The organism is Bacillus sp. S14(2024), from assembly GCF_050473785.1.
GTDB lineage: Bacteria > Bacillota > Bacilli > Bacillales > Bacillaceae_G > Bacillus_A > Bacillus_A yunxiaonensis.
In genome coordinates this window covers 3,176,269-3,199,921 of sequence record NZ_JBFLUP010000006.1, presented here as the reverse complement: position 1 = coordinate 3,199,921, position 23,653 = coordinate 3,176,269, and the positions used below count along the sequence as shown (strand labels likewise).

The following is a 23,653-nucleotide window of genomic DNA, read 5'->3' as shown; positions in this document are numbered from 1 at the left end:
TTTAACTGTTAACATTTCTTCTGTGAGTTATAATAAGAGGGCACAACAATCTTACACTCCTTTAAAACAGGCAGTATAAAAGCTCTCCGAAAGAGAGCTTTTATTTTTAAATGTATATTGATAATCATTCTCCTTAGTGATAAAATATGTTTAAAAGTGATAATCATTATCAAGAAAGTTAGGTGTGATTATATGGTATACGCATTTTTAGCAGGAACAGTTGTTTTATATGCAGTTGTAACAAAGCATGTGTTAAATCGAGTAGGAGCAACTAAATAATGAACTATATTACATAGAAATCCCTTTCATTTTTGCAGAAAATGAAAGGGATTTTTTATTTTTTTACTGTGAAGATGCTGAAAATTTAGTAATATAGAAGATATATACATCTTGGAACAAAGGGGCACGAGGGGATGACAAAAACAGTGCAAACAAACAGTCTACAAAAGCTTGTTTGTTTTTATGAAGAGTGGCAGAAAAAAAGTGATACAGAACATAGTGAAAAGCTGCTTGAAGTTATACAGAAATATAAAGAAGAGCAGCTTATGATTGCCTTTTGCGGGCATTTCTCTGCTGGAAAATCAACAATGATGAACTATTTATATAAAGATCAATTGTTGCCAACAAGTCCGATTCCAACGAGTGCGAATGTGGTAAAGATAGAAAAAGGACACGCACGCGTTATTGTTACATTAAAATCAGGACAGAAATACGAGTATGCTGGTATGTATACAGCAGAAGAATTAAAACAGCTTTGTAAAAATGGCGATGAAGTGATTGGAGTTCATATTTACCGGAGCGATGCACCGCTCCCAAAAGGCGTTGTTCTTGTTGATACGCCTGGTATTGATTCAACTGATGATGCACACCAACTCGCGACTGAATCTACGCTACATCTTGCTGACATTATTTTTTACATGATGGATTATAATCATGTGCAATCGGAAGTAAATTTACAATTTGTTAAAGAATTAAAGCAGCGTAACAAAACAGTTTATCTTGTTGTGAACCAGATTGATAAGCATAAAGAACAAGAATTGTCTTTTTCTGCTTATCAGCAAAGTGTAATGCAGTCATTTGCAAATTGGAATGTTGACGTTGATGGTATATTCTATACGTCTTTACGATTACCAGGGCATTCGTACAATGAATTGGAAAAGCTAGAGGATCTGCTTGTTTCTATTATGAAAGAACGCAGTTCTTATGTAGAAGGTGGAATGGAGAAGGAAGTTTCTTATTTACTACAAGAACATCTTTCCCATTTGTTAACTCAGTATGAGAAACAACTGGAGCCGTTTCGTGAAGAATTAGCATCGGTATTATCATATGAAGAAGTTACGGCCATTTTAGAAGAACTTGCTAAAAAAGAAAGAGAATTTTACGCAAAAGAAGATGAGGTAAAAAATAGATTTATCATAGGGTTGCAAAATATATTAGATAATGCATATTTAATGCCATTTGAAATGCGTGATTTAGCAAATCAATACTTAGAAACAAAATTGACGAAATTTAAAGTTGGTTTATTATTTGCAAAAGCGAAGACTGATCAAGAAAAACAGCGTCGTTTACAAGTGTTTTATGAGTCCCTGCAAAAGACGGTAGAAGCACAATTAGACTTTCATGTAAAAGAATATATTGTTTCTTTTGCAAAGCAAGAAGCGATATTTACAGAAGAATTAGGAAAAGCAGTATACGATTTGAATATTTTCTTTGAACCGTCGCTTTTAGAAGAAGTAATTAAGCAAGGAGCAGGATTTACAGGAGATTATTTATTGCATTATACAGCAGATGTTGCAAATGAATTAAAGAAACGATATTACAATGCGGCACAATCTATATTTGCGAAAGCTTTACCGATAATACAAGAAAGAGGAAAAGCTGAGCTGTTAAGCATTGATAGAGAACGGAAGCAATACGAAGCGGTACGACATGCGAATGATATGAAACATCAATATATGGAACAATACGATCAGTATGCAACATATTTGCATGATGTATGGAACGATTGTATTTCTGTGCCTGAAACGATGAAAATAGAAGAAATTTTACAACAAACACAACAAGTGACAAATGCTAAATTTCAATTACAAGAACAAGAAGCTGTATCTACGTATACGGAAGATCAAGTTGCAAGTACAGGCAATGTTAATATTCAGAGCGTATTAGAACATGTGAAGGAAACAGAATTTGTTCTAAAACAGCTTCCAGCTTTGACGCACGTATACGATGAAATCGTTGAAAAGAGAAAACGCATTGAAACAAAACAATTTACTGTAGCGTTATTTGGAGCATTTAGTGCAGGGAAATCGTCCTTTGCCAATGCCTTATTAGGAGAGAAAGTACTACCAGTATCACCGAATCCTACAACAGCAACGATTAATCAAATTTTACCGGTAACAGATGAGAAGCCTCATGGTACGGTAGTTGTACAGTTCAAATCGGAAACGGCGCTCTTTGAAGACTTAAAGGCTGTTTATAAGTTATTTCATCGTGATGTTACAACGTTAGAAGAAGCTCTCTTACAAATTGATGATGTACTGCAATATCCAGAGCCAAGTGGCAGACAAAAAACGACATTTAGTTTTTTACGAGCGGTCCAGCATGGATATGCTGAAGTAGGGCATCGCTTGGGAGAACAATCGAACGTAACGTTAGCTGAATTTGCTGATTATGTTGCCAATGAAGAAAAATCATGCTTTGTAGAATATATGGAGCTTTATTATGATTGTGAATTAACAAGACAAGGCATTGCACTTGTTGATACACCGGGAGCAGACTCTGTTAACGCGCGCCATACAGACGTAGCGTTCCAATATATAAAAAATGCAGATGCAATTTTATTTGTAACATATTATAATCACGTATTTTCACGAGCGGATCGAGAATTTTTAATTCAGCTTGGACGCGTAAAAGATACATTTGCACTTGATAAAATGTTCTTCTTAATTAATGCTGCGGATTTAGCGCAGTCAGAAGAGGAATTACACACAGTAAAAGGATATATTAGCGATCAATTGTTGCAGTACGGGATTCGTAATCCACGTCTGTTTGCGATTTCTAGCTTATTTGCATTAGAAGAAAAACAAGGTAAAGATATTTCGCCAGAAACGTATGGTATTTTAAAACATTCTGGTCTTGCACCGTTTGAACAAGCTTTCACTTCGTTTATCATGAGAGATTTAATGCTTGTATCGATTCATTCTTTATATGGGGCACTTCAAAACGGCTATAAACTTCTCACAAATATGATTGAAAGTGCAACGCAAGGAAATGAAGAAAAAGAACAAAAACGAAAAAAATATGAAGCGGAACGTGAAGAACTGCTTCATATGATCACTTCGCATAGTGTTGTAACAGAAGAAATGGCGCTAGAAAATGAAGTGAAAGAGCTTCTATATTATGTAAAGCAGCGCTTATTTTTACGCTACAATGATGTGTTTACAGAATTTATTAATCCAGCTTCTTTACGAACACAAGGGAATGTGAAAGAAAAATTACAAGAGTGCATGATGGAGTTAATTGCTTTCTTACAACATGACTTATTGCAAGAAATGCGTGCAACGTCGCTGCGTCTTGAAAAATGGATGAATGAAACGATGAAACATGTGCAAGAAGAAGTAGCAGTGCAATGTGCTACAAAGAATGAACAGCTCGTCATCCATACAGATATAACATATGACTATCGCGTTCTAATGCATGAAAATCCATTTCCAAATATGGAAGCAAAACAATTTAAAAAAGCATTATCTCATTTTAAAAGTGAGAAAAGCTTCTTTGAAAAAAATGATAAAGCATTGATGCAAGAAGAAATGAAGCAAACATTAGAACCGTTTGTAGCAGATTACGTAATGGAAGAACAGCATCTATTTATTGATCATTATAAACAAGAATGGCTTCATAGATGGAAACTTGTGAAAACAGTCATGATGCAAGACGCAGCGCAATACTATGAAAGTTTATTATTTGCGTTATTGGAAACAATTGATGTTTCTGCATACGAACAGAGAAAAGAAGAACTGGCAAAACAATTAATGAAAATAGAACATGAAGTAGAAGTTCTATAAGTATTAAGAAAAAAAGATACGTTCAATGCGTTTTTGTAGTACAGTATCTAATGATTTTACAAATCCTGCAAATTCATCTGAGGAAACCATATGAGTTAAGACGAGTCGTTTTCCATCTGGCGTTTCGCCGCATAAGACGAAGGATGCGAATTCATATGGTTTCCCTTCTATTACTAACTTTGGATAAGAATACGTGCCATTTTTCTTTTTCTTCTCATCAATGGAGATTATATTGCACTTCTTTTCATTGTTGTCCATAGTGATGACCTCCTTTGTATTACTTATGGAAGACAAGGGGTATTTAGAACAGGAGGGGATGAGAGAATTTTTATGGAACGATTCATTGTTGAGCGCATTTCTGAAGATAAGGCACCGATATCGTTATTATTACTCGCTGATCCGAGCGAAAGGCAGTTACAGTCGTATCTTCAACGAGGAATGATTTACGTTGCGAAACGCGATGAACATGTAATAGGGACATATATAGTATTGGAAACACGTCCTCATACGATGGAGATTATGAACATTGCAGTTTGTGAACAAGAACAGGGTAAAGGCATTGGGAAGCAGTTATTGCAGCATGCAATTACAACTGCAAAAGAACATGGCATGCGGAGGCTTGAAATTGGGACAGGTAATTCGAGCGTCTCGCAGCTTGCTTTGTATCAAAAATGTGCATTTCGTATTTTTTCTATTGATTTTGATTACTTTTCAAAGCATTATGAAGAAGAGATTATTGAAAATGGCATTGTATGCCGGGATATGATTCGGCTTATGATGGACTTACACTAGGGGGAAGAGAACATGGAAGTACATGCAGCAATTACAGAGCATTCTCGTAAACAAAATGAGGTTGTGAAAGCATTTCTACAATTAGAGGCGCAGCGTGAAGCGGCAATAGAAGCGGCTGTATCACTTGCGTTAAATGGAAAACCTTTCTCTGTTGATGTAATTAATATGGTAACAAAACAAATTAATGAACTTGCAAAAAACGGTATTGCACAGCAACGTAAGATTGTGACAAAAGAAATGGTGATGGAGTACGTAGGACGTTTACAAGAGAAAGAAGGTCGTTAAGTATGATCGTTACAGTCGAGTGGTTACATGAACATATACAAGATGAGCATGTTCGTATTATCGATTGTCGTTTTGACTTAGCAAACCCGAACTGGGGCAGAGAGCAATATAATGAGGCACATATTTTAGGTGCGCTCTATTTTGATTTAGATAAAGATTTATCAAGTCCGGTTACACAACATGGAGGACGTCACCCGCTTCCAAATATAGAAGCGTTTGCACAAAAACTTTCACAAGCTGGAATTGATGAACGTACAACGGTTGTAGCATATGATAGCCAAGGAGGAGCGAATGCCTCTCGTCTTTGGTGGCTCTTAACGTACCTTGGACATGACAAAGTATATGTATTAAATGGTGGTTTCCCGGCATGGAAGGAGCGGAAATTCGAAGTAACGAATGATATTCCGGTTTTTGCATCTAAGACGTTTGTTCCATCTATGCAGCATGATATTGTCGTAACAATGGCAGAATTACAAGAGAAAATCAACAAACAGGCAGATATAACACTTATTGATTCGCGAGAACCAAGGCGTTACGAAGGATTAGAAGAACCAGTGGATAAAGTAGCAGGTCATATTCCAACTGCGCAAAACTACTTTTGGAAAGACGGCGTAACTGATTCTGGTGCTTTTAAAGGACAAAGCGAACAAGAAGAGCGCTTTATTCATCTTGATAAAAAGAAAGAAACGATTGTATATTGCGGATCAGGTGTAACGGCATGTCCGAACGTATTAGCGTTAAAAATGGCTGGTTTTACAAATGTAAAATTGTATGCAGGCAGCTGGAGTGATTGGATTTCGTATCCTGAAAATTCAATTGTGAAAGAAAATCAGTAACCTATTGCATGGTGAAAAAATTTGTATTACAATAGGAACACAAACAAGAAATACTTAAGAAACAATCTATTTTACACGATGTGAACAATGTGATAAGATAGCGACAAATAAATAAAACATCCTGCGGTGTGCGTAACTTATTTATGTCTAAAACCGATGTTAGTTTTACGGAAGTTCGATATTTAGAGGCCAACATCAAGCCTTTCTTTGAGAAGGAAGATGAAAGGTAACTGTGAGAACATCCACCTGCGAGTAGCGGGTTTTTGGACATTTACGAGGGACGGCACGTGCGGGGTTCTATTTATCCTTATGATTAATAATAAATGCCTACGATGTACGTAGCTTGTGTATGTCTTAAACCAATGAGAGTAATACGGAAGTTCAATATTTAAATGTGGCCATCATACCATCTTTTTAAGAAGGAAGATGAAAGCGTTTTTGAGAGCATCCACCTGCGAGAGCGGGTTTATGGACATCTAGAGAGAACGGCATATGTGGGTCCTTTATAAAAACTTTATGTTGTATAACATAAGGTTTTTTTATTTTTTTTCAGTATCATAGAAGAAATATGAGAATGTTACATAAAAAACATTGACACCAACTAGAAACGAGAGTAACATTTTTCTTATAATTAAATATGTCTCTGTTAGGTGAGGCTCCTGTATAGAGAGATGCTACTGCCCAAAAATGTCGAGAGACGCCAATGGGTCAACAGGAATGATCGAATTAAGGTCCTTTTTAACGTAGCTGGTGAAGAACCTATGCTATACAGTGCTAAAGCTCGGCGAGGGAGAGGTGCGATTGTTTTTAATATAAGCTACTATGAAATGTAGTTTCATTAAGCTTCGCTTGTTTGCGTATGTTCAGACCTTTACTCGTTTCCGGGAAAGGTCTTTTTTAGTAAGGGTGTATTTTGTACAAAGATACATAACGAAAAATAAGTTTATGAGGAGGTGAGGAGCAATGTCAGCTTCGGACTCGGTTCCGTTACCCATATATTTCAAAAAGAGAATATGTCATGTAGGAAGGAAGCGAATTGTTCCTCCCTTTATATCTGTGAACAGATAAGTCGAGAAACAGTGAGTTTCTTCCTGCGTGCGTCAAGGAGGAGACGGACGATGTTATATGTAAATAAACGAGATGGAATTATAGATAACATAAATCATAAAGGGCGAGAAATTTTACAGAAAAATAATGAAATGCTTGTAGAAGTTGCGATTCGAGATGTGAAATCTGTATATGCTTATTTTAAAACAACAAGAAATGGTCTTTCTGTTAAAGAAGCAAAAAAACGTATCACGCAATACGGGAAAAATGAACGATATGCGAATAAAAAAATCATGCTGGCTTATATCATGATGAAGTTGATTGAAAAAGTAAGTCTGTTTGAAAAGGAAGCGAATCAAACGAGTGCACCAACATCAAAAACAGTTGCTGTTTTAAGAGTAGTAAATGAAAAGGAAAATGGAGTAGATCCAGATTCTGAAATGATGAATATTCCTGTAGAAGAATTGGTTCCAGGTGATGTAATTTGTCTTTCCGCAGGTGATACTGTACCAGCTGATGCCCGCATTATTTACGCAAAAGATTTATTAGTAGATGAATCCCCTTTAACAGGAAAAGAAACGCTTGTAGAAAAATATGAAAGTTGTTATCATATCGAGAAAAAGAGATTTATGCCGTTAAAACGCATAAAAGATTATAATCCACTTTATCTTGAAAATTTATGCTACAAAGGTACCCATATTGTGAATGGAACAGCAAAAGCAGTTGTTGTTTCCACTGGAAATAATACATATGTGGAACTGCTACATCAATATTGTAAGTAATCTTTATGGATGCTAAATGGGGTAAATCATTGTATAATAAAAAGTACAATCATCATTGATTATTTATAACCTTGCGTCATGACGTGAGGTTTTTATTTTTGCTATTAGGAGAGGAATTATGAAGAAAGTATTATTAGTAGATGGCATGGCACTATTATTTCGTGCTTTTTATGCAACAAGTGTATACGGACAATTTATGAAAAGACAAGATGGTACCCCGACAAATGGGATTCATGGTTATATGAAGCATTTATTAACAGCATCTGGGGCAATTGAACCGACTCATATTGTCACGTGCTGGGATATGGGGAGTACAACGTTTCGAACAGAAACATTTTCAAACTATAAGGCGAATCGCGGTGCACCGCCAGAAGAATTAATTCCACAATTCGATTTAGTACAAGAAATGACTGCACATTTATCTGTTCCAGTTATTGGTATGAAAGGATATGAAGCTGATGACTGTATTGGAACATTAGCAAAAGCGTATCAAAATGAAGCAGAAGTGTTTATTTTAACGGGTGATACAGATTTGCTGCAGCTTGTTGATACAAATATTACGGTCATGCTTCTTAGAAAAGGAATTGGAAACTATGAATATTACACACCTGAAAAAATTATCGAAGAAAAAGGTGTACAACCGTGGCAAATTGTTCATGCAAAGGCATTTATGGGTGACTCAAGCGATAACTATCCAGGTGTAAAAGGAATTGGTGAAAAAACAGCATATAAGCTTATTCAAGAGTATGGAACCGTTGCAGCTGTCTTAGAAAACATTGCATCATTAACGAAAGCACAACGCACAAAAATTGAAAGCGACTTAGACAATTTGCATATGTCATTACAACTTGCACAAATTCATTGTGAAGTGCCAATTTCTTGTGAATTAGAAGAAGCCCTTCACACAATTAATATAGAAAAAATGCGATTCGTTTGTGAGCAAATGAACTGGAGCAGACCCGAAATGTTTGTAAATATGTTATAAAGAGAAACTTCTAATAGTAGGAGCTTCTCTGCATACCACATTGATGGAAAGCCTGCCCAAAAGTAGCGGGATAAAAAGCAGTTCTTGAAAAAGATTTATTTTAGACTATAGATAACGCCCAATCAAACTATACATTTGATTGGGCGTTATTATTTATATTTAACGTATTTCCGAAAGAAGTCCCCATCTTCAAACGTGTTAGCGTTTAAGTGGTGGGTAGTTGACAACATATCTGGTTTCTTTAGATTGATAGTAAAAGTAGTAAGCAATCTACTGGGGAAGCTACATTACAATCGCAAAGCTATGCACATATTGACTTATGAAAAAATATACATAGTTTTCATTTAAAATTCAAATGGATTTCACACAATTCTTTTATTATTACACAATACAGATAATTACTTATCTTTTATATAAATAAAATTTCTCATAACAGTTAAGGAGGAAGTTAAGTATGCGAAAAAAAATAAGAAAATCCTTTAAACAATTATTAATAGAAAATAAACAATTATTATTGAATAATAAGGAGAACATAAGAGAAATTGAAGAAAAAATTGAAAAAAGACATGTATCATATGGAGCAGCAAGTAACTGAGTAACGGAAATTTTTTGATTAGGAAAATAATCTATAAATCTTGGATATACATTCAAATACAAACAGTGCCACTTAAGCTGCTATAAATTCGAAAGTCCTTTCAGTGATAATCTGAAAGGACTTTGTTTATCTAGCTCAAGGGATGTTAAAAAACTTTATTTATATTCGATTTCTTGTAAATGAGTGAGTAAACGACTATGAATACGTAACAAAGTTTGAATATCTTCATGTGGCATTTTTTCTAATGCAATCATCATTGCGCGATAAGAGGATGAATTTTCGATAGATTTTTTTGCGAGTTCTTTTCCTTTAGAAGTAACGTTTAATTTGAGCTCTCTTCGATCTTCTTGAGATTGTGCTCTTTCTACCAACCCGAGCTGAAAAAGTCCCTCTACACTTACGCTTACTGTACTTTTAGGTAAAGAAAGCATTTCTGTTACTGCTTTTAAAGTAAGGTCTGGTTTTGTATAAATAGTGTTTAAAATCCCCATTTGAGATACTGTCAATCCTAAGCTAGCAGCATTTTGTTGGGTGAATGAAGCAATTGTTTTTTGAATTTCTAAAAATGATTGCATGATTTTTGTGATTGTATGTAAATCGTTATTCGCCATTGCTAATCCTTCTTCCTATGCATTTAGTTTATTTTTGAACAGTTCAATATTAAACTAAAATAAATAAACAATCAACGAATTTGTTCTTTTTATCCCGCTATTCGTGGTCAGTAAGACTCCCGCCTCAAGATTATGAGGAATGAGAAGGAAGATAAGGGGGGAAATCACTGATAGAAGTTTCACTTTATTTTTCAGAAAACAAGAGATTCTACAGCAGTTTTCAAAGAAAATTCATTCTCATAATGCTTGAAAACATGTATGATAGAGGGTGGAGAATTTTTCAAATTAGGTGGGGACATCATGCAAACAGTTCAAGATTACCTTTCATTCTTACATACAAAAGGATTTAAATTATCAGAGGAAGCACAAGGATTTATTATGTTTGGTCAAGGATATACAGGTTCATCTGATGGAATTGTGAATGCGGCGATTGAAGCGACGATTAAGCATCAATTACAGTTTGATGGTAGTTACTTTATTGCTTTGTTAGAACGATTAAAGGAAGAGAAAATTACCGATAAAAAAAGCGCGCTGGCTTTTATGCGGAAGTTACAAACATAACTTCATGCAGCCTGCGCTTCTTTTTTTTGTTTATTTGGGAGTTCCACAAAGATCATTCCTAAGAAAATACAAATGCACCCAATGATAGCTGATACCGACAATTGCTCATTCGCAACAAGAACACCCGTGATTGCTGCAAATACGGGCTCCATTGCAAAAATAATGGCAACGCGAGTAGGTGACGTGTACTTTTGTGCTGTTGTCTGAATAAAGAATGCTAGAGAAGTGGCAAATAGCGATGTTAGCAATAGTGCAAACAAAAATGAACGATTCGTCCATAATGATAACGAAAATAATTTCTCCCAATCTTCAAACAAAAATGCACAAATAGAAGAGAAGATTCCAACTGCTAATATTTGTGTTGTACTTAATAATAGCGGAGATACCTTTTTTGAAAAGAACCCATTTACAAGTATGTGAGCAGCAAATGCTACAGCACAGCCTAAGATAAGAAGGTCTCCTATATTCAATTGAAAAGAACTTCCAGCTGTTAATAAAAACAATCCAATTGTAGCTACTGTAATTCCGAGTACAATAAATATATTCACTTTTTGCCTTAAAAAGATAAAAGATAAAACAGGTACCATGACAATACTAAGTCCTGTTAAAAATCCTGCTTTAGAAGAAGTTGTATATAATAAGCCGAATGTTTGCAGCAAGTAACCAATACATAAAAAGAATCCTACTATGATACCAGCGACGCTACTATACCCTGCCCGTTTAATAGGTGTTTTTTTCATAGAAATGAGCTGAATAACGAATAAAATAAGTCCGGCAAATAAAAAACGTACAGCATTAAAAGAGAATGGTCCGACAAATGACATAGCATTTTGAACGACAACAAACGTAGCTCCCCAAATAAAGGCAACGAACAACAATGCAAGAGGAGCAATCCACTCTTTTTTCAATACACTACCCCCGTTCATTTTTTGAAATTGCTTTTCTAGCTAATTCATCTGCTACTTTATTTTGACTGCTTGGAATCCACTTCATAAAAAAGAGATCAAATTGCTGGGTCATCTGCAATGCTTCTTCTAAAAGTGGTGCATATAAGGGATTCTTCGCATATTGTTTTTCAACAGCTTGTTCTACAAGCTGGGAATCTGTTCGAAACGATACAATTTTATAATTATGTTGGGTGCAATATTTTAATGCAGCAAGTAATGCATGATACTCAGCTTCATGGTTGCTCATGACGCCAAGTGGAACAGAAAGCTGCACAGGCGGTTGAATACCTTTAATAAAAACACCGGCGCCAGAAGGACCAGGGTTTCCTTTTGATGCACCATCAATGTACACTTCAATCAAATTGAAAACCTCCGATTAACCGATTGTAATGCTATAGCAGCATGTAAATGTTTCATTCGCTTTTAACATTTGAATTCCTTTTTTCTCTTTAAAATCTTTTGCAGGTTCTACTTCATCAGCAATGCCATACCAAGGTTCAATACATAGAAATGGTGCGCTGTTTTCAGGTGTCCACACACCTACAAATGGAAATCCTTCAAATGCTACTTTAATAAATTTATTATGTTTATGAGAACGGATAGCAATTTCGTTTTTGTTCATATTTTCAAAAATAAGCGCATCGTTTTTAAATAAATCGTATGTAAGCGGAAGTTCGGTTGTTCCTTCTCCTACTAGGAGTTTATTTTTAGAAAGAAATGGTCCTTCTAATACGCTTGTTTCTAAATATTCTGGAGTGCTGAAAGATAAGTAGTAATCTGTAAAAGATTCATTTGGTAGTAAAGGACAATTAAAGCCAGGATGTCCTCCAATTGAAAAATACATTTCTTTCGCATCTGAATTGATTACTTCGTATGTTATGTACACAGATGTTTCATGTAATTCATAAGAAACGAGTAATTCAAATGCAAATGGATAGTTTTGAAATGTTTCTTCATTACTCGTTACTACGTATGTAATTTTTGATTCACTTTGTTCTTTTATTGTAAATGTTAGATCGCGAGCAAATCCATGCTGTGTTAACGAATAAGATTTTCCATCGACATAATATGTATTATTTACTAATCTTCCGACGATTGGGAATAAAATGGGAGCGCGTCGTCCCCAATACTTTGAATCCCCTTGCCACATATATTCTGTATGATCTTCTTTTAAACGAATGCTTTGCAATTCTGCACCTTTTTCAGAAATAGAAACGATCACTTTTTCGTTTTGAATTGTTGCTGTCATGAACAATCCCTCCTAAACCTTTCATGTTTTTTATAACTGCCCGTAAAAGCCCGATTGGTGAGAGCTTTCCATCAGTTAGAGATGAAAAAACTTTCCACTGATGGAAGTTTCACTTTATTATACGTCCTATAAAAAGAAAAGGGTAGTTTATGACTGTCCGTTTGTAATTCAGTGCAATTGATACATCTTCTGCTATATTGACTTAAATTCAAATTATAAATATAATGTATTTTTGTTCATTTACATATTCACGTGGTTCGTAACCATCCCACGTAAAAAAACTAAGGAGATTATACAATGAAAATTAAGACACTTGTTGGTAACGGGATTTTAGCAGCTTTATATATTGCCGTTTCCATGCTTATTCAACCTTTTGGTTTTACGAATATTCAATTTCGTATTTCGGAAATGTTCAATCATCTTGTTGTGTTCAATAAAAAATATATTTATGGGATTGTGTTAGGCGTATTTTTAACAAATCTCTTTTTCTCACCAATGATTGCATATGATCTTGTATTTGGGGTGGGGCAATCTATAGTTGCCTTGCTTTGTACAATTGTTTCTATGCGTTTCATAAAAGGGATATGGACGCGTATGATTTTTAATACAGTTGTCTTTACCTTTACAATGTTCCTTATTGCCACTGAACTACACCTCGCATTCGATTTACCATTTTTGCTTACATGGCTAACATGTGCAATTGGCGAATTTGTTGTAATGGCTATTGGAGCACCTGTTATGTATTTTATTAATAAACGAGTGCAGTTTGAAAAATTTGTATAAGATGGCTAAGAGAGTTGTTTACTTAATCGTGACAACTCTTATTTCTTTTCTGCAATTCATCGTTCGGAGATGTGATGTATTCAGAATAGAATACTGTACTCATAGACAAAATATTATAAAATGAACATGTAATATTTGGTAGTGTATTGATTTTATACGTACAAGGGGGAGCGAAATGAAATATAAAATAACTTGGTTATACCGAACAAAGAATGGTTTAGAGACTAAGCTTGAAACAGATTACCTTCGTTTAGAAGAGGCGATGCAGCTTGCTGTGGACTTTGAAAAAACAGGGAGAGCGAAAGAACTGTTGTTTTACGATGAAATGGGGGGAGAATGGACGGTAAAAGAAGTTAAGAAACTGAGTAAACAAGTCGAAGAAGAGCCGCAAGATCTCCTATTGTATTTCGATGGAGGGTACGATATTGAGACGAAAGAAGCGGGCGTGGGAGTGAGCATTTATTATAAGAAGCAGGGAAAAACGTATCGAATTCGTCGCAATGCTTACATAGAAGGTATTGATGATAATAATGAAGCGGAATATGCTGCACTATTATATGGAATGAACGTGCTAGAAGAGCTAGGAGTTAAGTATGAATCCGTTATTCTTCGCGGTGATTCTCAAGTGGTGCTTCAGCAATTAGAGGGTGAATGGCCATGTTATGAGGAACATTTAATCCATTATTTAGATCAAATCGAACAAAAAGCAAAACAGATGAGAATAAAACTAATATGTGAACCCGTTTCTAGAAAACAGAATAAAGAAGCTCATCAATTGGCAACGCAAGCACTTGAGGGAACGAACATTGATAGTCATAAAGAAATAACAGAGTAGGGGTGTGAAGGAGTGGATCGTAAGCAGTTGATTACGGAAGTGAATGATTTATTAGAAACATATTGCGATGGCTGCTTTTTACAGCAGCATTTTCGAAAAGAACATAGTAAACGTTATGCCCACTCCTTTTGCATTCGGCAATGCACAATAGGAGCAAAGCTAAAAGAGTATGGAACTCGATTGTCTTGAATGATTTCCTATTCACTTTGTTGAGACAGGGGATTTTATACAATTATATGCAGAAAATTTACAGCTGTTTTTATCCTGCTATTTAGGGGTAGTAAGACCACCGCATCAAGATTTAGGGAGAAGCGAGGAAGCTAGGTGGAGGATGAAAAACACTGACGGTGGTTCCATTTTTAGCCCGTTACGTACATAATAAAAACATCCAGAGAAAATCCCCTGGATGTTTTTTAATGCTTTGCTTCTTGTAATTGATGCTCGCATTTCTCTAATTTTGCTTCTTGATCTAATAAAAATGGTGCATCTAAATCTGTTGCTACTTCTTTCATTGTTTCGAGCTGAAGGCGAGCTGATTCAACCGCATTTGTAGCATGCTGCAATGATTCAGGATCCATTGTGATCGTCGCGGAACCAACCATCTTTTGAGCAGTTTCTACACGAAATTTTACTTCTTCAAAATCGTTTACAGGTAAACCCATTGTTTTCTCCTCCTTTATTTTCTCATTTCACATAGTTTTCGCCCTGTGAAAAAGAAATATACAGAGGAAACAACAAAGGAGGCTACCGATAGGCAACCTCCTGTGATATGTGGAATTAAAGTTTTACTACGTTAGCAGCTTGAGGTCCGCGGTTTCCTTCAACGATTTCGAAAGAAACTTCTTGACCTTCTTCTAAAGATTTGTAGCCTTCTCCTTGAATTGCAGTGAAATGTACGAATACATCGTCTCCGCCTTCAACTTCGATAAATCCAAAACCTTTTTCGCTATTAAACCATTTTACTTTACCTTGCATGTTATAATGCCTCCTAAATATAATTACTTTCTCATTTAGTGAATGAAAACATTTACAAATTCATAAAATTGAAATTGTTATATTCTCGAATATTCTGCTAAATGATAATTTAAATATACATGGAATGGGAGATTTTAGTCAAGTAAGCGGTTTTATCTTTTTGTATTTTTAAATAATTTTTCACACTAGCTTTATGTGTAGGTATAGAACAACTGTTATTTTTATATCTTTAAATAAAGGCTGTACATAAAGAGCTGAGAGAATGCAGCGGTCTTATTTATCCCGCAATTCGCGGGCAGTAAGACCCCCACCTCAAGATTCAAAGAAAAGCAAAGAAGATAAGTGGGGAATAACTGCCCGTAAAAGCCCAATTGGTTCAACTAACCATCAGTGGGGGATGAATAAAAGGAAGATATATCAACTTGGATATTTATGGTAATTTGAGAGCTTTTCTAATGTTGTATTAAATCCAGCGTTACTTTGTAATTTTGGATTATGTTTTGTGTTCATATATACATATTGTACAAGCATTCATATGCTATATAGGATTTTTTTATTGTTTTATCTTGGATTTTGAAGTGTAAAACAAGGAATTTTACAATAAAATATGGAATATAAACAGAAAGAGGCAGGAGAATTTCTTTCAGAAATATATTAAATATCGCTGTTTCTGTTCATTTTGAAAGAACGTTGTTTCGACCTAAAGCATTTGGGTATATTACAGTAAAGCAGGAATTATATTAGTGGGCTATTCCATTCGTTTTGTGTATCAAGCTTTATAATTGTTCATATAAATTAAAGGGGAGATTTTTATGTATCGAACCATGATCAATGAAAAAGAAATTATTATTACATTAGCACCGAAAATTCGTAAAGAAGTAACAGACAGAAATCCATTGTACGAGGCTGTTCTTCAAACTGTTGAACGATTACTTCAAACAAAACAACCAACATTTGCTGTAAATCATGAAATATTAGGGCTAATTATTGGAGAAGTACAAAGAGGAGAAGTAACAGTTTTTGCAGTGGAACATATTATTCCGAAACAGAATATATTTGGCTCAAGTAATTTTTTATATCGAAATGGAGAAGCAAGTAAGTTTATAATGGGAATAGAATAGAGATAAAATAGAGATAAAAGAAAGCGGCCATAACAATATGTTACGGCCGCTTTCTAAGGAGAGGAACATAGGGATGAAGCGAGTTATAAAAGAGTTTTTCTTCCAGCATGATATTGTCATTATGATTGGAATTTTAATTGGTTTTATCGTTTTTTTGAACATGCAATTGTTTACATGGATTGCAGCTATTGCAGTTATTGCGGGGATTATCTTTTATACAATCAATGAATATGTAACACATCGTTTTTTATTTCATTTAAAGCCGCCAAAGAATCCATTTTTATTAAAAATATTAAAACGTCTTCATTATGATCATCACGTATATCCGAATGATTTAAAGTTATTATTTTTACCTGTTTGGTATAGTCTTCCTGGATTTACGATATATTTATTCATCGTATATGGTATTACTTCTAGCATCACGGTAACATTATCATTTGGAATTGGAATGATCTTTATGCTTTTAGTATATGAATGGAAACATTACATTGCCCATCGGCCAATTCGTCCAATGACTCCATATGGAAGGTGGCTAAAGAAGCAGCATATACTCCATCATTATAAAAATGAGAACTACTGGTTTGGAGTATCGAATCTGTTTTACGATTTTTTGTTCAAGACATATAAAGAAGGAAAAGATGTCGAAACAAGTGAAACAGCTCGTAATTTGGAAGGTGAGAAAGCAGTGCAATAAGCACTGTTTTTTTATGGCAATAACTGCTGTGTTAAAAATGGAAAAATATGACGGAATTTGTCTATCGAAAAATCTTTGCTTATAAAAATAGATTGTCTACAATGAGATTAAGTTTCTGAATATTTGTAAAATTTAGTAATTAATGTATTTATGGGAGGGGATTTTCTACTATTCGTATGGAAAAGAAAGGGGACGATATGAAGTGAAGCAAGAATCATCTGCTCGTAAATTAAATAGCGAAATCAATTACACAGAAGTGGTACAATCTGCTGCATTTCAAAATTTATTACAAGCAAAGAAAAAATTTATTGTACCGATGAGTATTTTCTTTTTCAGTTTTTTTATTGCCTTGCCTATTTTAACATCGTATTCAAAAGTGCTCAATACACCAGCGTTTGGTGATATTACATGGGCGTGGGTGTTTGCATTTGCTCAGTTCGTTATGACGTGGGCATTGTGTATGATCTATAGTAAAAAAGCGGAATCATTTGATCGGTTATCGAATCAGATTCTTGAAAATGTGGATAAAGAGAGGGGATAAAGATTGAATACAACAGCTTTTACGTTGTTTTTAGTAATTGTTCTTGGGACGCTCGTCATTACGTACTATGCATCGAAAAAAACAAAAAATGCAAGCGACTTTTATACAGCAGGCGGTGGGTTAACAGGGTGGCAAAATGGTATGGCGATTGCGGGTGATTACATGTCCGCTGCTTCTTTTCTTGGAATTGCTGGAGCTATAGCATTAACTGGTTTTGATGGGTTCTTTTATAGTATTGGTTTTCTTGTTGCTTATTTAGTTGTGTTATATCTTGTTGCAGAGCCGCTTCGAAACCTTGGGAAATTTACGTTAGCAGATATGATTGCAGCGCGCTTTGATGCAAGAAAAGTACGCGGGGTAGCGGCGCTTAATACGATGACAATTTCGATTTTTTATATGATTGCACAGTTAGTTGGGGCAGGAGCACTTATTAAATTATTATTAGGAATCGAATACACAACATCTGTACTGATTGTCGGGACATTAATGACTGTATATGTTATTTTTGGCGGAATGACAGCAACGAGCTGGGTCCAAATCGTTAAAGCAGTATTATTAATGGCAGGCACATTTATTATTTCAGTTATCGTGTTTGCCAAGTTTAATTTTAGTATTACAGAAATGTTTGCACAAATGAAGACAGCAACACCGCTGAAAGAAGCATTTTTAAATCCAGGTGTGAAGTATAAAATTGGTTTAGATACCATTTCTCTGAATCTAGGACTTGTTCTTGGTACAGCGGGATTGCCTCATATTCTTGTTCGTTTCTTTACGGTTCGTGACGCCAAAACAGCTCGTCAATCTGTTGTATATGCAACATGGTTAATCGGGGCCTTTTACATTATGACAATCTTCTTAGGTTTTGGAGCAGCGGCATTTGTTGGGAATAGCGCGATTGTAAAAGCGAATGCTGCTGGTAATATGGCAGCTCCAATGTTAGCAAAAGCGTTAGGTGGAAATCTTTTGTTTGCTTTCGTTTCGGCAGTAGCATTTGCAACAATTTTAGCTGTAGTAGCAGGGCTCGTTTTAACAGCGGCATCAGCGTTTGCTCATGATTTCTATAATGAAATTTTACGCCGAGGAAAGGCAACGGAAAAAGAACAAGTAAAAATGGCACGCTATGCTTCAGTTGGAGTTGCAGTATTTTCTATTATTTTAGCGTTATTTGCACAAACATTAAATGTAGCGTTCCTTGTATCGCTTGCGTTTGCTGTTGCGGCGAGTGCGAACCTACCAGTTATTTTATTTACGATATATTGGAAGCGTTTTAATACGACCGGTGCAATTTGCGGTATGCTTGTTGGGTTAACGTCTGCAATTGTCCTCGTTGCGATGAGTCCGAATGTATGGAATCCAGTGGCTGGAAAAGCAATTTTTGTTGGGGAGCCGTTATTTCCATATACTACACCAGGCATAATCTCCATTCCACTTGGATTTTTAGCTGCTTATTTAGGGACGATTTTGTCTAGTAAGAAAGAAGATGCCGCAAAATTTGATGAAATATTAGTAAAGTCGAATACAGGACATGGCATTAGTGACGTATCAGCACATTAAGAAACAGAGTGCTTTCTGGCTAAAGGAAAGCACTCTGTTTTTTTTACTAATTTTCCTTTTTTGAATTTTTTAATTATTCGGTAGGATTTACCTCGTTTTTGTGGAATGAAAGTTTAGGAAGAGAAAAATTAAAATCATCACGAGACACCGAACGGCTTTAAATATAAAAAGTTATCATGAGAGGTGGAATGTATGGTGAAAACGAAGCAATCTGGAGAATTATTAGCAAAAGATGAAAAATACGTATGGCATGGAATGCGTCCGTATAGTCCGAATAGTACAATGATTGGAATGAAGGCAGAGGGCTGTTGGGTAGAAGATAGTGAAGGAAACCGCTATTTAGACGGAATGAGCGGTCTTTGGTGTGTGAATAGTGGTTATGGAAGGAAAGAACTAGCTGATGCTGCGCATGAACAGCTACAAAAACTTTCTTATTTTCCTATGTCGCAATCACATGAACCAGCAATTCAATTAGCAGAAAAATTAAATGAGTGGCTTGGCGGGGAATACGTTATTTTTTTCTCGAATAGTGGATCAGAGGCAAATGAGACGGCATTTAAAATCGCTCGCCAATATTATGCATATAAAGGAGAACCGCATCGTTTTAAAATTATGGCACGCTACCGCGGTTATCATGGAAATACGATGGCTGCAATGGCAGCAACAGGACAAGCACAGCGGAAATATCAATATGAGCCGTTAGCTGCAGGTTTCTTACATGTTACACCGCCAGACTGTTATCGTATGCCTGGAATTGATGCAGAGGATATATATGATGTGGAATGTGTAAAAGAAATTGATCGCGTGATGACGTGGGAATTGAGCGAAACGATAGCAGCATTTATTATGGAACCAATTATTACAGGCGGAGGTATTTTAATGCCGCCGCAAAATTATATGAAGGCTGTTCATGAAACGTGTAAAAAGCATGGGGCACTTCTTATTAGTGATGAGGTCATTTGTGGCTTCGGACGTACAGGAAAACCATTTGGATTCATGCATTATGATGTAAAGCCAGATATTATTACGACGGCAAAGGGAATTACAAGTGGATATTTACCATTGTCCGTAACGGCAGTGAAAAAAGAAATTTATGAGGCGTTTCAAGGGGCGGGAGAATACGAGTTTTTCCGCCATATTAATACATTTGGCGGAAATCCAGCCGCTTGTGCATTAGCCCTTAAAAATTTAGAAATTATGGAGAAAGAAGGCTTGATTGATCGTTCTGCTCAGATGGGATCTCTTCTATTAGAACAATTAAAAAACGCGGTTGGCGACCATCCATATGTAGGAGATATTCGCGGAAAGGGATTACTCGTTGGAATTGAACTTGTAAACGATAAAGCGACAAAAGAGCCAATTGATGGGGACAAAATTGCAAGTGTTGTGAATGCTTGTAAAGAAAAAGGATTACTTATTGGCCGCAACGGTATGACGACAGCGGGTTATAATAACATTTTAACGTTAGCACCGCCGCTTGTAATTTCTAGCGAAGAAATTACGTTTGTTGTAGAAACGGTGAGGGCGGCGATGGAACGTATTTGATAAAGTGAAACTTCCATCAGTGGTTTTTTTCATGCCCCACTGATGGTTAGTTGAACCAATCGGGCGCATGCCAGCAGTTGTCCCCCACCTATCTTCCTTGTTTCTCTTTGAATCTTGAGGTGGTGGGGGGACGGCCCGCGAATAGCGGGAGTGAAAAGCGAGCCAGAAGGATGCGGCTCGCTTTTCAGTTTGTTATTTATTACAAGTAGCGGGTACATATATAATATACTTGCTGCTTTATTGGGAGCGAGAATAAAGTGAAACTGTTATTAGCAGTGTAAAGAGAAAATATAAAAAGTGTGATTAAGCTAATGAATTCGAAATGAACGGAGAAAGAAATATGTTATTAAATCAACGTTTTACAATCGGCGAAATGGCAAAAATGCATAATATTCCTGAATCGACATTACGGTATTATGATGAAAAAGGTATCTTTCATCCAGCCATTGTTGATTCACAAACGAATTATCGGTATTACACGATTGATCAATTTTCAATGTTAGATACGATTAAATTTTTACGACAGTTAAATATACCGTTAAAAGAAATTAAACAATATATTGACGAAAGAACACCATCATTTGCAATGAATTTATTGGAAAAGCAAGAAGAGATGTTACTAAAAAAACAAAGGGAAATTGAATATACGTTAGCAAAAATAAAACATAAAATTCGTTTAATGAAAGAAGCTGTGCAAACAGATGCTCACAATGTGTTTTTTACAGAATTACCAAAACGTAAAATTAAGTCTTTACCTATTACCCCAAGCCCAAACATAACGGATGATATGTTTGAGTATTATATTCATTCACTTCAAAAAAATATGAAACAAGTAGATAATAGTTTGTTTTCGGGTGATATAGGCGTTACTGTAGCGAAAGATGCATTATTACAACATGACTTTCAAGCATACAATAGCGTATTTATTCTTCTCGATTATATGCCATTTCAAATTGCTGCTTCTCATGTAATTGAAGAGGGAATATATGCGTGTGCGTATCATCATGGACCATACGAAGAAACGGATAGGACCTATAAAAGGTTGTTACGAGCTATTGAAAAAGATGATTATGAAATATGCGGTGATGCAATTGAATTAGCGTTAATTGATTGGTCTGTAACAAGTAACCCAAAGGAGCAAGTGACGGAAATTCAAATCCCTGTGATGAAAAAAAAGATAAAGTGAAACTTCCAGCAGTGGGCGGCTTACTGTCCGCAAATAGCAGGATAAAATAAGTAGAGCATTATGAATAACAAAATATATTTTTTACTTCTCTCTTGACTTTAAAGTAACTTGAAGGTTTAAAATGTGAGCAGAGAGTCGTAAAGGAGAGTTTTGTTATGGAAGCAACTGAGACTTTAAGAGAAAAACCGATTAAAAGTTTATTTATTTCGTATTTAATTCCGGCTGTACTTGGAATGGTATTGATGTCGGTGAATATTATGATTGATGCAGTTATGGTTAGCCGAGGTGTGGGTGCGAATGGTTTGGCAGGAGTGAATGTTGCCGTTCCCGCATTTTCCATCTTTTTCTCAATCTCATTATGGATTGGAATGGGCGGAGCAACAATGTATTCTATCGCTTTAGGAGAAAATAAAGTAGAGCGAGCACGTTCTATTTTCACGCAATCTATGACGGTAGCTGTTGCTATTGTTAGTATGTTAATGATTGTTTGTTTATGGAAAATAGAAGATATCGCTTATTTATTTGGAGCAAATGATGTAATTTTACCGTATTCATTAGATTATCTACATGTATTGTTCACATTTGGAATGATATATGTATTAGAGAATATTTTAAGTACATTTATACGAAATGATGGAAATCCGAATTTAGCTATGGCAGGTCTTATTGTCACAGCGGTGTTAAATATTGTGTTTAATTATATTTTTATTTTCATTCTTGGCTGGGGTGTGACAGGATCGGCATCTGCTACTATTTTATCTGCAGCGATTGGCTTTCTTGTACTACTGAGTCATTTCTTTAGAAAAAACAGTATTTTAAAATGGACAAAATTACATTTAGAATGGGCGACTGTAAAACAAATTATGATCATTGGTTTTCCAAGTTTCACGACAGAGGTTACGGTAGCAATTGTAACGATTGGTTTTAACATTACTTTTATTCAGTATGCTGGTGAGCAAGGCGTTGCATCATATGCTATGGTAAACAGTATTCATGCTATAACGTTACTTTTATTCTTTGGAGTTGGAGCAGCACTACAGCCTATCGCGAGCTTCCATTATGGTGCAAACTTATCGGAAAGGTTGAAAGAAGGGTTACAGCTTGCGGTAAAAACAGCTGTTGTACTCGGTGCTATCGCAACTATTATCGGTTTATTCTTTGGGAAATATCTTATCGGTTTATTTGACGTTCAATCTGAAGAGTTATTAAATATGACGATAATAGGAATCAGTCTATTCTTCACGCAATACGCATTTTTAGGATATAACATTGTATATGGAGAGTATTTTCAATCTGTAAGACAAACAACAAAATCTGTTTTTATTATATTGAGCCGCGGATTGCTGCTTATTATACCTCTTCTGTGGATTATGCCGAAATTGTTTGGTGTAAATGGAATATGGCTTGTAATGCCTGTGGCGGAACTATTAACAGCGTGTGCGGTATTTGCAATGAATCGTTTTTCACATCCAGTTTCTATACAAGTGTTGGCAGAGAAACATATATAATGATGAGATCCCCTTAATGTGTTTAAACATACTATAATTAAAAGAGGATATTATGTTTAATATAGAGCATAAATCCTCTTTTTTTATACATAATAGAATGAATAATCAGATATTCCGAATATTGTCTATTATGTATAAAATGTTATTGATGAAAATT

At 35.5% G+C, this 23,653-nt stretch carries 25 protein-coding genes, 2 other RNA genes, 1 pseudogene and 2 riboswitches; of the genes and pseudogenes, 21 read left to right on the top strand and 7 right to left on the bottom strand.

Annotated elements, in window-relative coordinates:
* The first annotated feature begins 413 nt into the window (after positions 1-413).
* On the top strand, positions 414-4,064 hold the full coding sequence (locus AB1279_RS16300; RefSeq protein WP_429759895.1) for a dynamin family protein: 3,651 nt from the start codon (positions 414-416) through the stop codon (positions 4,062-4,064).
* 3 nt (positions 4,065-4,067) lie between these two features.
* Here the strand turns inward: AB1279_RS16300 and AB1279_RS16295 are convergent, their stop codons facing one another.
* Positions 4,068-4,322: a DUF3931 domain-containing protein gene (locus AB1279_RS16295; RefSeq protein ID WP_336482861.1), complete on the bottom strand. Its 255-nt coding sequence runs from the start codon at positions 4,320-4,322 to the stop codon at positions 4,068-4,070.
* Positions 4,323-4,394: 72 nt separating this feature from the next.
* On the opposite strand from AB1279_RS16295, the gene AB1279_RS16290 reads away from it, so the two are divergent.
* From AB1279_RS16290 to AB1279_RS16255, 8 genes are all read left to right on the top strand, one after another.
* Positions 4,395-4,856 (top strand): GNAT family N-acetyltransferase, encoded by a 462-nt coding sequence (locus AB1279_RS16290; protein ID WP_429759894.1) that lies wholly within the window; start codon positions 4,395-4,397, stop codon positions 4,854-4,856.
* 12 nt (positions 4,857-4,868) lie between these two features.
* Positions 4,869-5,141, top strand: a complete 273-nt coding sequence (locus tag AB1279_RS16285; protein WP_429759893.1) for a YpbS family protein — start codon at positions 4,869-4,871, stop codon at positions 5,139-5,141.
* A 2-nt stretch (positions 5,142-5,143) separates the two neighbouring features.
* Entirely contained in the window at positions 5,144-5,977 is an 834-nt protein-coding gene (locus AB1279_RS16280; protein ID WP_429759892.1) for a sulfurtransferase, read from the top strand.
* 115 nt (positions 5,978-6,092) lie between these two features.
* Positions 6,093-6,277, top strand: a non-coding RNA gene (ssrS, locus tag AB1279_RS16275) — 6S RNA.
* A 21-nt stretch (positions 6,278-6,298) separates the two neighbouring features.
* Positions 6,299-6,482, top strand: a non-coding RNA gene (gene ssrS / locus AB1279_RS16270) — 6S RNA.
* Positions 6,483-6,612: 130 nt separating this feature from the next.
* Positions 6,613-6,778: riboswitch (M-box (ykoK) riboswitch) on the top strand.
* Between the two features lie 317 nt (positions 6,779-7,095).
* The gene (locus AB1279_RS16265) at positions 7,096-7,806 is read left to right on the top strand and encodes a cation-transporting P-type ATPase (protein WP_429759891.1); all 711 of its coding nucleotides are present in this window, start codon (positions 7,096-7,098) and stop codon (positions 7,804-7,806) included.
* A 118-nt stretch (positions 7,807-7,924) separates the two neighbouring features.
* Complete coding sequence (locus tag AB1279_RS16260) at positions 7,925-8,791, top strand: 5'-3' exonuclease (protein WP_429759890.1); 867 nt, start codon at positions 7,925-7,927, stop codon at positions 8,789-8,791.
* A gap of 454 nt (positions 8,792-9,245) precedes the next feature.
* Complete coding sequence (locus AB1279_RS16255) at positions 9,246-9,386, top strand: FbpB family small basic protein (RefSeq protein WP_429759888.1); 141 nt, start codon at positions 9,246-9,248, stop codon at positions 9,384-9,386.
* A gap of 155 nt (positions 9,387-9,541) precedes the next feature.
* On the opposite strand, the gene AB1279_RS16250 is transcribed toward AB1279_RS16255, so the two are convergent.
* A complete protein-coding gene (locus tag AB1279_RS16250) occupies positions 9,542-9,997 on the bottom strand; it encodes a MarR family winged helix-turn-helix transcriptional regulator (protein WP_429759887.1) in 456 nt (151 codons plus the stop codon).
* A gap of 300 nt (positions 9,998-10,297) precedes the next feature.
* Between AB1279_RS16250 and AB1279_RS16245 the strand changes: the two genes are divergently transcribed.
* On the top strand, positions 10,298-10,558 hold the full coding sequence (locus tag AB1279_RS16245; RefSeq protein WP_429759886.1) for a DUF6123 family protein: 261 nt from the start codon (positions 10,298-10,300) through the stop codon (positions 10,556-10,558).
* Positions 10,559-10,560: 2 nt separating this feature from the next.
* On the opposite strand, the gene AB1279_RS16240 is transcribed toward AB1279_RS16245, so the two are convergent.
* From AB1279_RS16240 to AB1279_RS16230, 3 genes are read right to left on the bottom strand one after another with little or no spacing between them, the layout of a single operon-like run.
* Positions 10,561-11,466, bottom strand: coding sequence for a DMT family transporter (locus AB1279_RS16240; RefSeq protein ID WP_429759885.1), 906 nt, complete (start codon positions 11,464-11,466; stop codon positions 10,561-10,563).
* A gap of 4 nt (positions 11,467-11,470) precedes the next feature.
* Positions 11,471-11,866 carry a reverse transcriptase-like protein gene (locus AB1279_RS16235; protein ID WP_429759884.1) on the bottom strand — a complete coding sequence of 132 codons (396 nt, stop codon included), beginning with the start codon at positions 11,864-11,866 and terminating at the stop codon, positions 11,471-11,473.
* 15 nt (positions 11,867-11,881) lie between these two features.
* Positions 11,882-12,754, bottom strand: a complete 873-nt coding sequence (locus AB1279_RS16230) for an aldose 1-epimerase family protein (protein WP_429759883.1) — start codon at positions 12,752-12,754, stop codon at positions 11,882-11,884.
* A gap of 246 nt (positions 12,755-13,000) precedes the next feature.
* Positions 13,001-13,045: riboswitch (PreQ1 riboswitch) on the top strand.
* Positions 13,046-13,051: 6 nt separating this feature from the next.
* Between AB1279_RS16230 and AB1279_RS16225 the strand changes: the two genes are divergently transcribed.
* The 3 genes from AB1279_RS16225 (at position 13,052) to AB1279_RS16215 (ending at position 14,561) form a co-directional block, all read left to right on the top strand.
* Positions 13,052-13,537 carry a QueT transporter family protein gene (locus tag AB1279_RS16225; RefSeq protein WP_429759882.1) on the top strand — a complete coding sequence of 162 codons (486 nt, stop codon included), beginning with the start codon at positions 13,052-13,054 and terminating at the stop codon, positions 13,535-13,537.
* A gap of 175 nt (positions 13,538-13,712) precedes the next feature.
* On the top strand, positions 13,713-14,372 hold the full coding sequence (locus AB1279_RS16220) for a ribonuclease H family protein (protein WP_429759881.1): 660 nt from the start codon (positions 13,713-13,715) through the stop codon (positions 14,370-14,372).
* Between the two features lie 12 nt (positions 14,373-14,384).
* Positions 14,385-14,561, top strand: a complete 177-nt coding sequence (locus AB1279_RS16215; RefSeq protein WP_336482874.1) for a zinc-finger domain-containing protein — start codon at positions 14,385-14,387, stop codon at positions 14,559-14,561.
* Between the two features lie 224 nt (positions 14,562-14,785).
* Here AB1279_RS16215 and AB1279_RS16210 read toward each other — a convergent pair whose 3' ends face one another.
* Complete coding sequence (locus tag AB1279_RS16210; RefSeq protein ID WP_336482875.1) at positions 14,786-15,034, bottom strand: DUF2564 family protein; 249 nt, start codon at positions 15,032-15,034, stop codon at positions 14,786-14,788.
* Between the two features lie 115 nt (positions 15,035-15,149).
* Entirely contained in the window at positions 15,150-15,347 is a 198-nt protein-coding gene (gene cspD / locus AB1279_RS16205; RefSeq protein WP_429750820.1) for a cold-shock protein CspD, read from the bottom strand.
* 475 nt (positions 15,348-15,822) lie between these two features.
* Here cspD and AB1279_RS16200 point away from each other — a divergent pair.
* From AB1279_RS16200 to AB1279_RS16165, 8 genes and pseudogenes are all read left to right on the top strand, one after another.
* Positions 15,823-16,129, top strand: a pseudogene (locus tag AB1279_RS16200) (amino acid transporter); the annotation flags it as partial.
* Between the two features lie 30 nt (positions 16,130-16,159).
* Complete coding sequence (locus AB1279_RS16195; RefSeq protein WP_429750818.1) at positions 16,160-16,468, top strand: cytoplasmic protein; 309 nt, start codon at positions 16,160-16,162, stop codon at positions 16,466-16,468.
* A gap of 73 nt (positions 16,469-16,541) precedes the next feature.
* Positions 16,542-17,162, top strand: coding sequence for a sterol desaturase family protein (locus AB1279_RS16190; protein WP_429759880.1), 621 nt, complete (start codon positions 16,542-16,544; stop codon positions 17,160-17,162).
* Between the two features lie 202 nt (positions 17,163-17,364).
* Positions 17,365-17,703: a DUF485 domain-containing protein gene (locus tag AB1279_RS16185; RefSeq protein ID WP_429715251.1), complete on the top strand. Its 339-nt coding sequence runs from the start codon at positions 17,365-17,367 to the stop codon at positions 17,701-17,703.
* 3 nt (positions 17,704-17,706) lie between these two features.
* On the top strand, positions 17,707-19,257 hold the full coding sequence (locus AB1279_RS16180; RefSeq protein WP_429759879.1) for a solute symporter family protein: 1,551 nt from the start codon (positions 17,707-17,709) through the stop codon (positions 19,255-19,257).
* A gap of 192 nt (positions 19,258-19,449) precedes the next feature.
* Positions 19,450-20,802: an aspartate aminotransferase family protein gene (locus AB1279_RS16175; protein ID WP_429759878.1), complete on the top strand. Its 1,353-nt coding sequence runs from the start codon at positions 19,450-19,452 to the stop codon at positions 20,800-20,802.
* A 340-nt stretch (positions 20,803-21,142) separates the two neighbouring features.
* Positions 21,143-21,988: a MerR family transcriptional regulator gene (locus AB1279_RS16170; RefSeq protein ID WP_429750810.1), complete on the top strand. Its 846-nt coding sequence runs from the start codon at positions 21,143-21,145 to the stop codon at positions 21,986-21,988.
* A gap of 155 nt (positions 21,989-22,143) precedes the next feature.
* Positions 22,144-23,496 (top strand): MATE family efflux transporter, encoded by a 1,353-nt coding sequence (locus tag AB1279_RS16165; protein WP_429759876.1) that lies wholly within the window; start codon positions 22,144-22,146, stop codon positions 23,494-23,496.
* Positions 23,497-23,653 lie beyond the last annotated feature (157 nt).

Bases quoted from the DNA above. Each gene is read 5' to 3' on its own strand.
- AB1279_RS16300 (WP_429759895.1), top strand. From the start codon at position 414: ATGACAAAAACAGTGCAAACAAACAGTCTACAAAAGCTTGTTTGTTTT.
- AB1279_RS16295 (WP_336482861.1), bottom strand. From the start codon at position 4,322: ATGGACAACAATGAAAAGAAGTGCAATATAATCTCCATTGATGAGAAG.
- AB1279_RS16290 (WP_429759894.1), top strand. From the start codon at position 4,395: ATGGAACGATTCATTGTTGAGCGCATTTCTGAAGATAAGGCACCGATA.
- AB1279_RS16285 (WP_429759893.1), top strand. From the start codon at position 4,869: ATGGAAGTACATGCAGCAATTACAGAGCATTCTCGTAAACAAAATGAG.
- AB1279_RS16280 (WP_429759892.1), top strand. From the start codon at position 5,144: ATGATCGTTACAGTCGAGTGGTTACATGAACATATACAAGATGAGCAT.
- AB1279_RS16265 (WP_429759891.1), top strand. From the start codon at position 7,096: ATGTTATATGTAAATAAACGAGATGGAATTATAGATAACATAAATCAT.
- AB1279_RS16260 (WP_429759890.1), top strand. From the start codon at position 7,925: ATGAAGAAAGTATTATTAGTAGATGGCATGGCACTATTATTTCGTGCT.
- AB1279_RS16255 (WP_429759888.1), top strand. From the start codon at position 9,246: ATGCGAAAAAAAATAAGAAAATCCTTTAAACAATTATTAATAGAAAAT.
- AB1279_RS16250 (WP_429759887.1), bottom strand. From the start codon at position 9,997: ATGGCGAATAACGATTTACATACAATCACAAAAATCATGCAATCATTT.
- AB1279_RS16245 (WP_429759886.1), top strand. From the start codon at position 10,298: ATGCAAACAGTTCAAGATTACCTTTCATTCTTACATACAAAAGGATTT.
- AB1279_RS16230 (WP_429759883.1), bottom strand. From the start codon at position 12,754: ATGACAGCAACAATTCAAAACGAAAAAGTGATCGTTTCTATTTCTGAA.
- AB1279_RS16225 (WP_429759882.1), top strand. From the start codon at position 13,052: ATGAAAATTAAGACACTTGTTGGTAACGGGATTTTAGCAGCTTTATAT.
- AB1279_RS16220 (WP_429759881.1), top strand. From the start codon at position 13,713: ATGAAATATAAAATAACTTGGTTATACCGAACAAAGAATGGTTTAGAG.
- AB1279_RS16210 (WP_336482875.1), bottom strand. From the start codon at position 15,034: ATGGGTTTACCTGTAAACGATTTTGAAGAAGTAAAATTTCGTGTAGAA.
- cspD (WP_429750820.1), bottom strand. From the start codon at position 15,347: ATGCAAGGTAAAGTAAAATGGTTTAATAGCGAAAAAGGTTTTGGATTT.
- AB1279_RS16195 (WP_429750818.1), top strand. From the start codon at position 16,160: ATGTATCGAACCATGATCAATGAAAAAGAAATTATTATTACATTAGCA.
- AB1279_RS16190 (WP_429759880.1), top strand. From the start codon at position 16,542: ATGAAGCGAGTTATAAAAGAGTTTTTCTTCCAGCATGATATTGTCATT.
- AB1279_RS16175 (WP_429759878.1), top strand. From the start codon at position 19,450: ATGGTGAAAACGAAGCAATCTGGAGAATTATTAGCAAAAGATGAAAAA.
- AB1279_RS16170 (WP_429750810.1), top strand. From the start codon at position 21,143: ATGTTATTAAATCAACGTTTTACAATCGGCGAAATGGCAAAAATGCAT.
- AB1279_RS16165 (WP_429759876.1), top strand. From the start codon at position 22,144: ATGGAAGCAACTGAGACTTTAAGAGAAAAACCGATTAAAAGTTTATTT.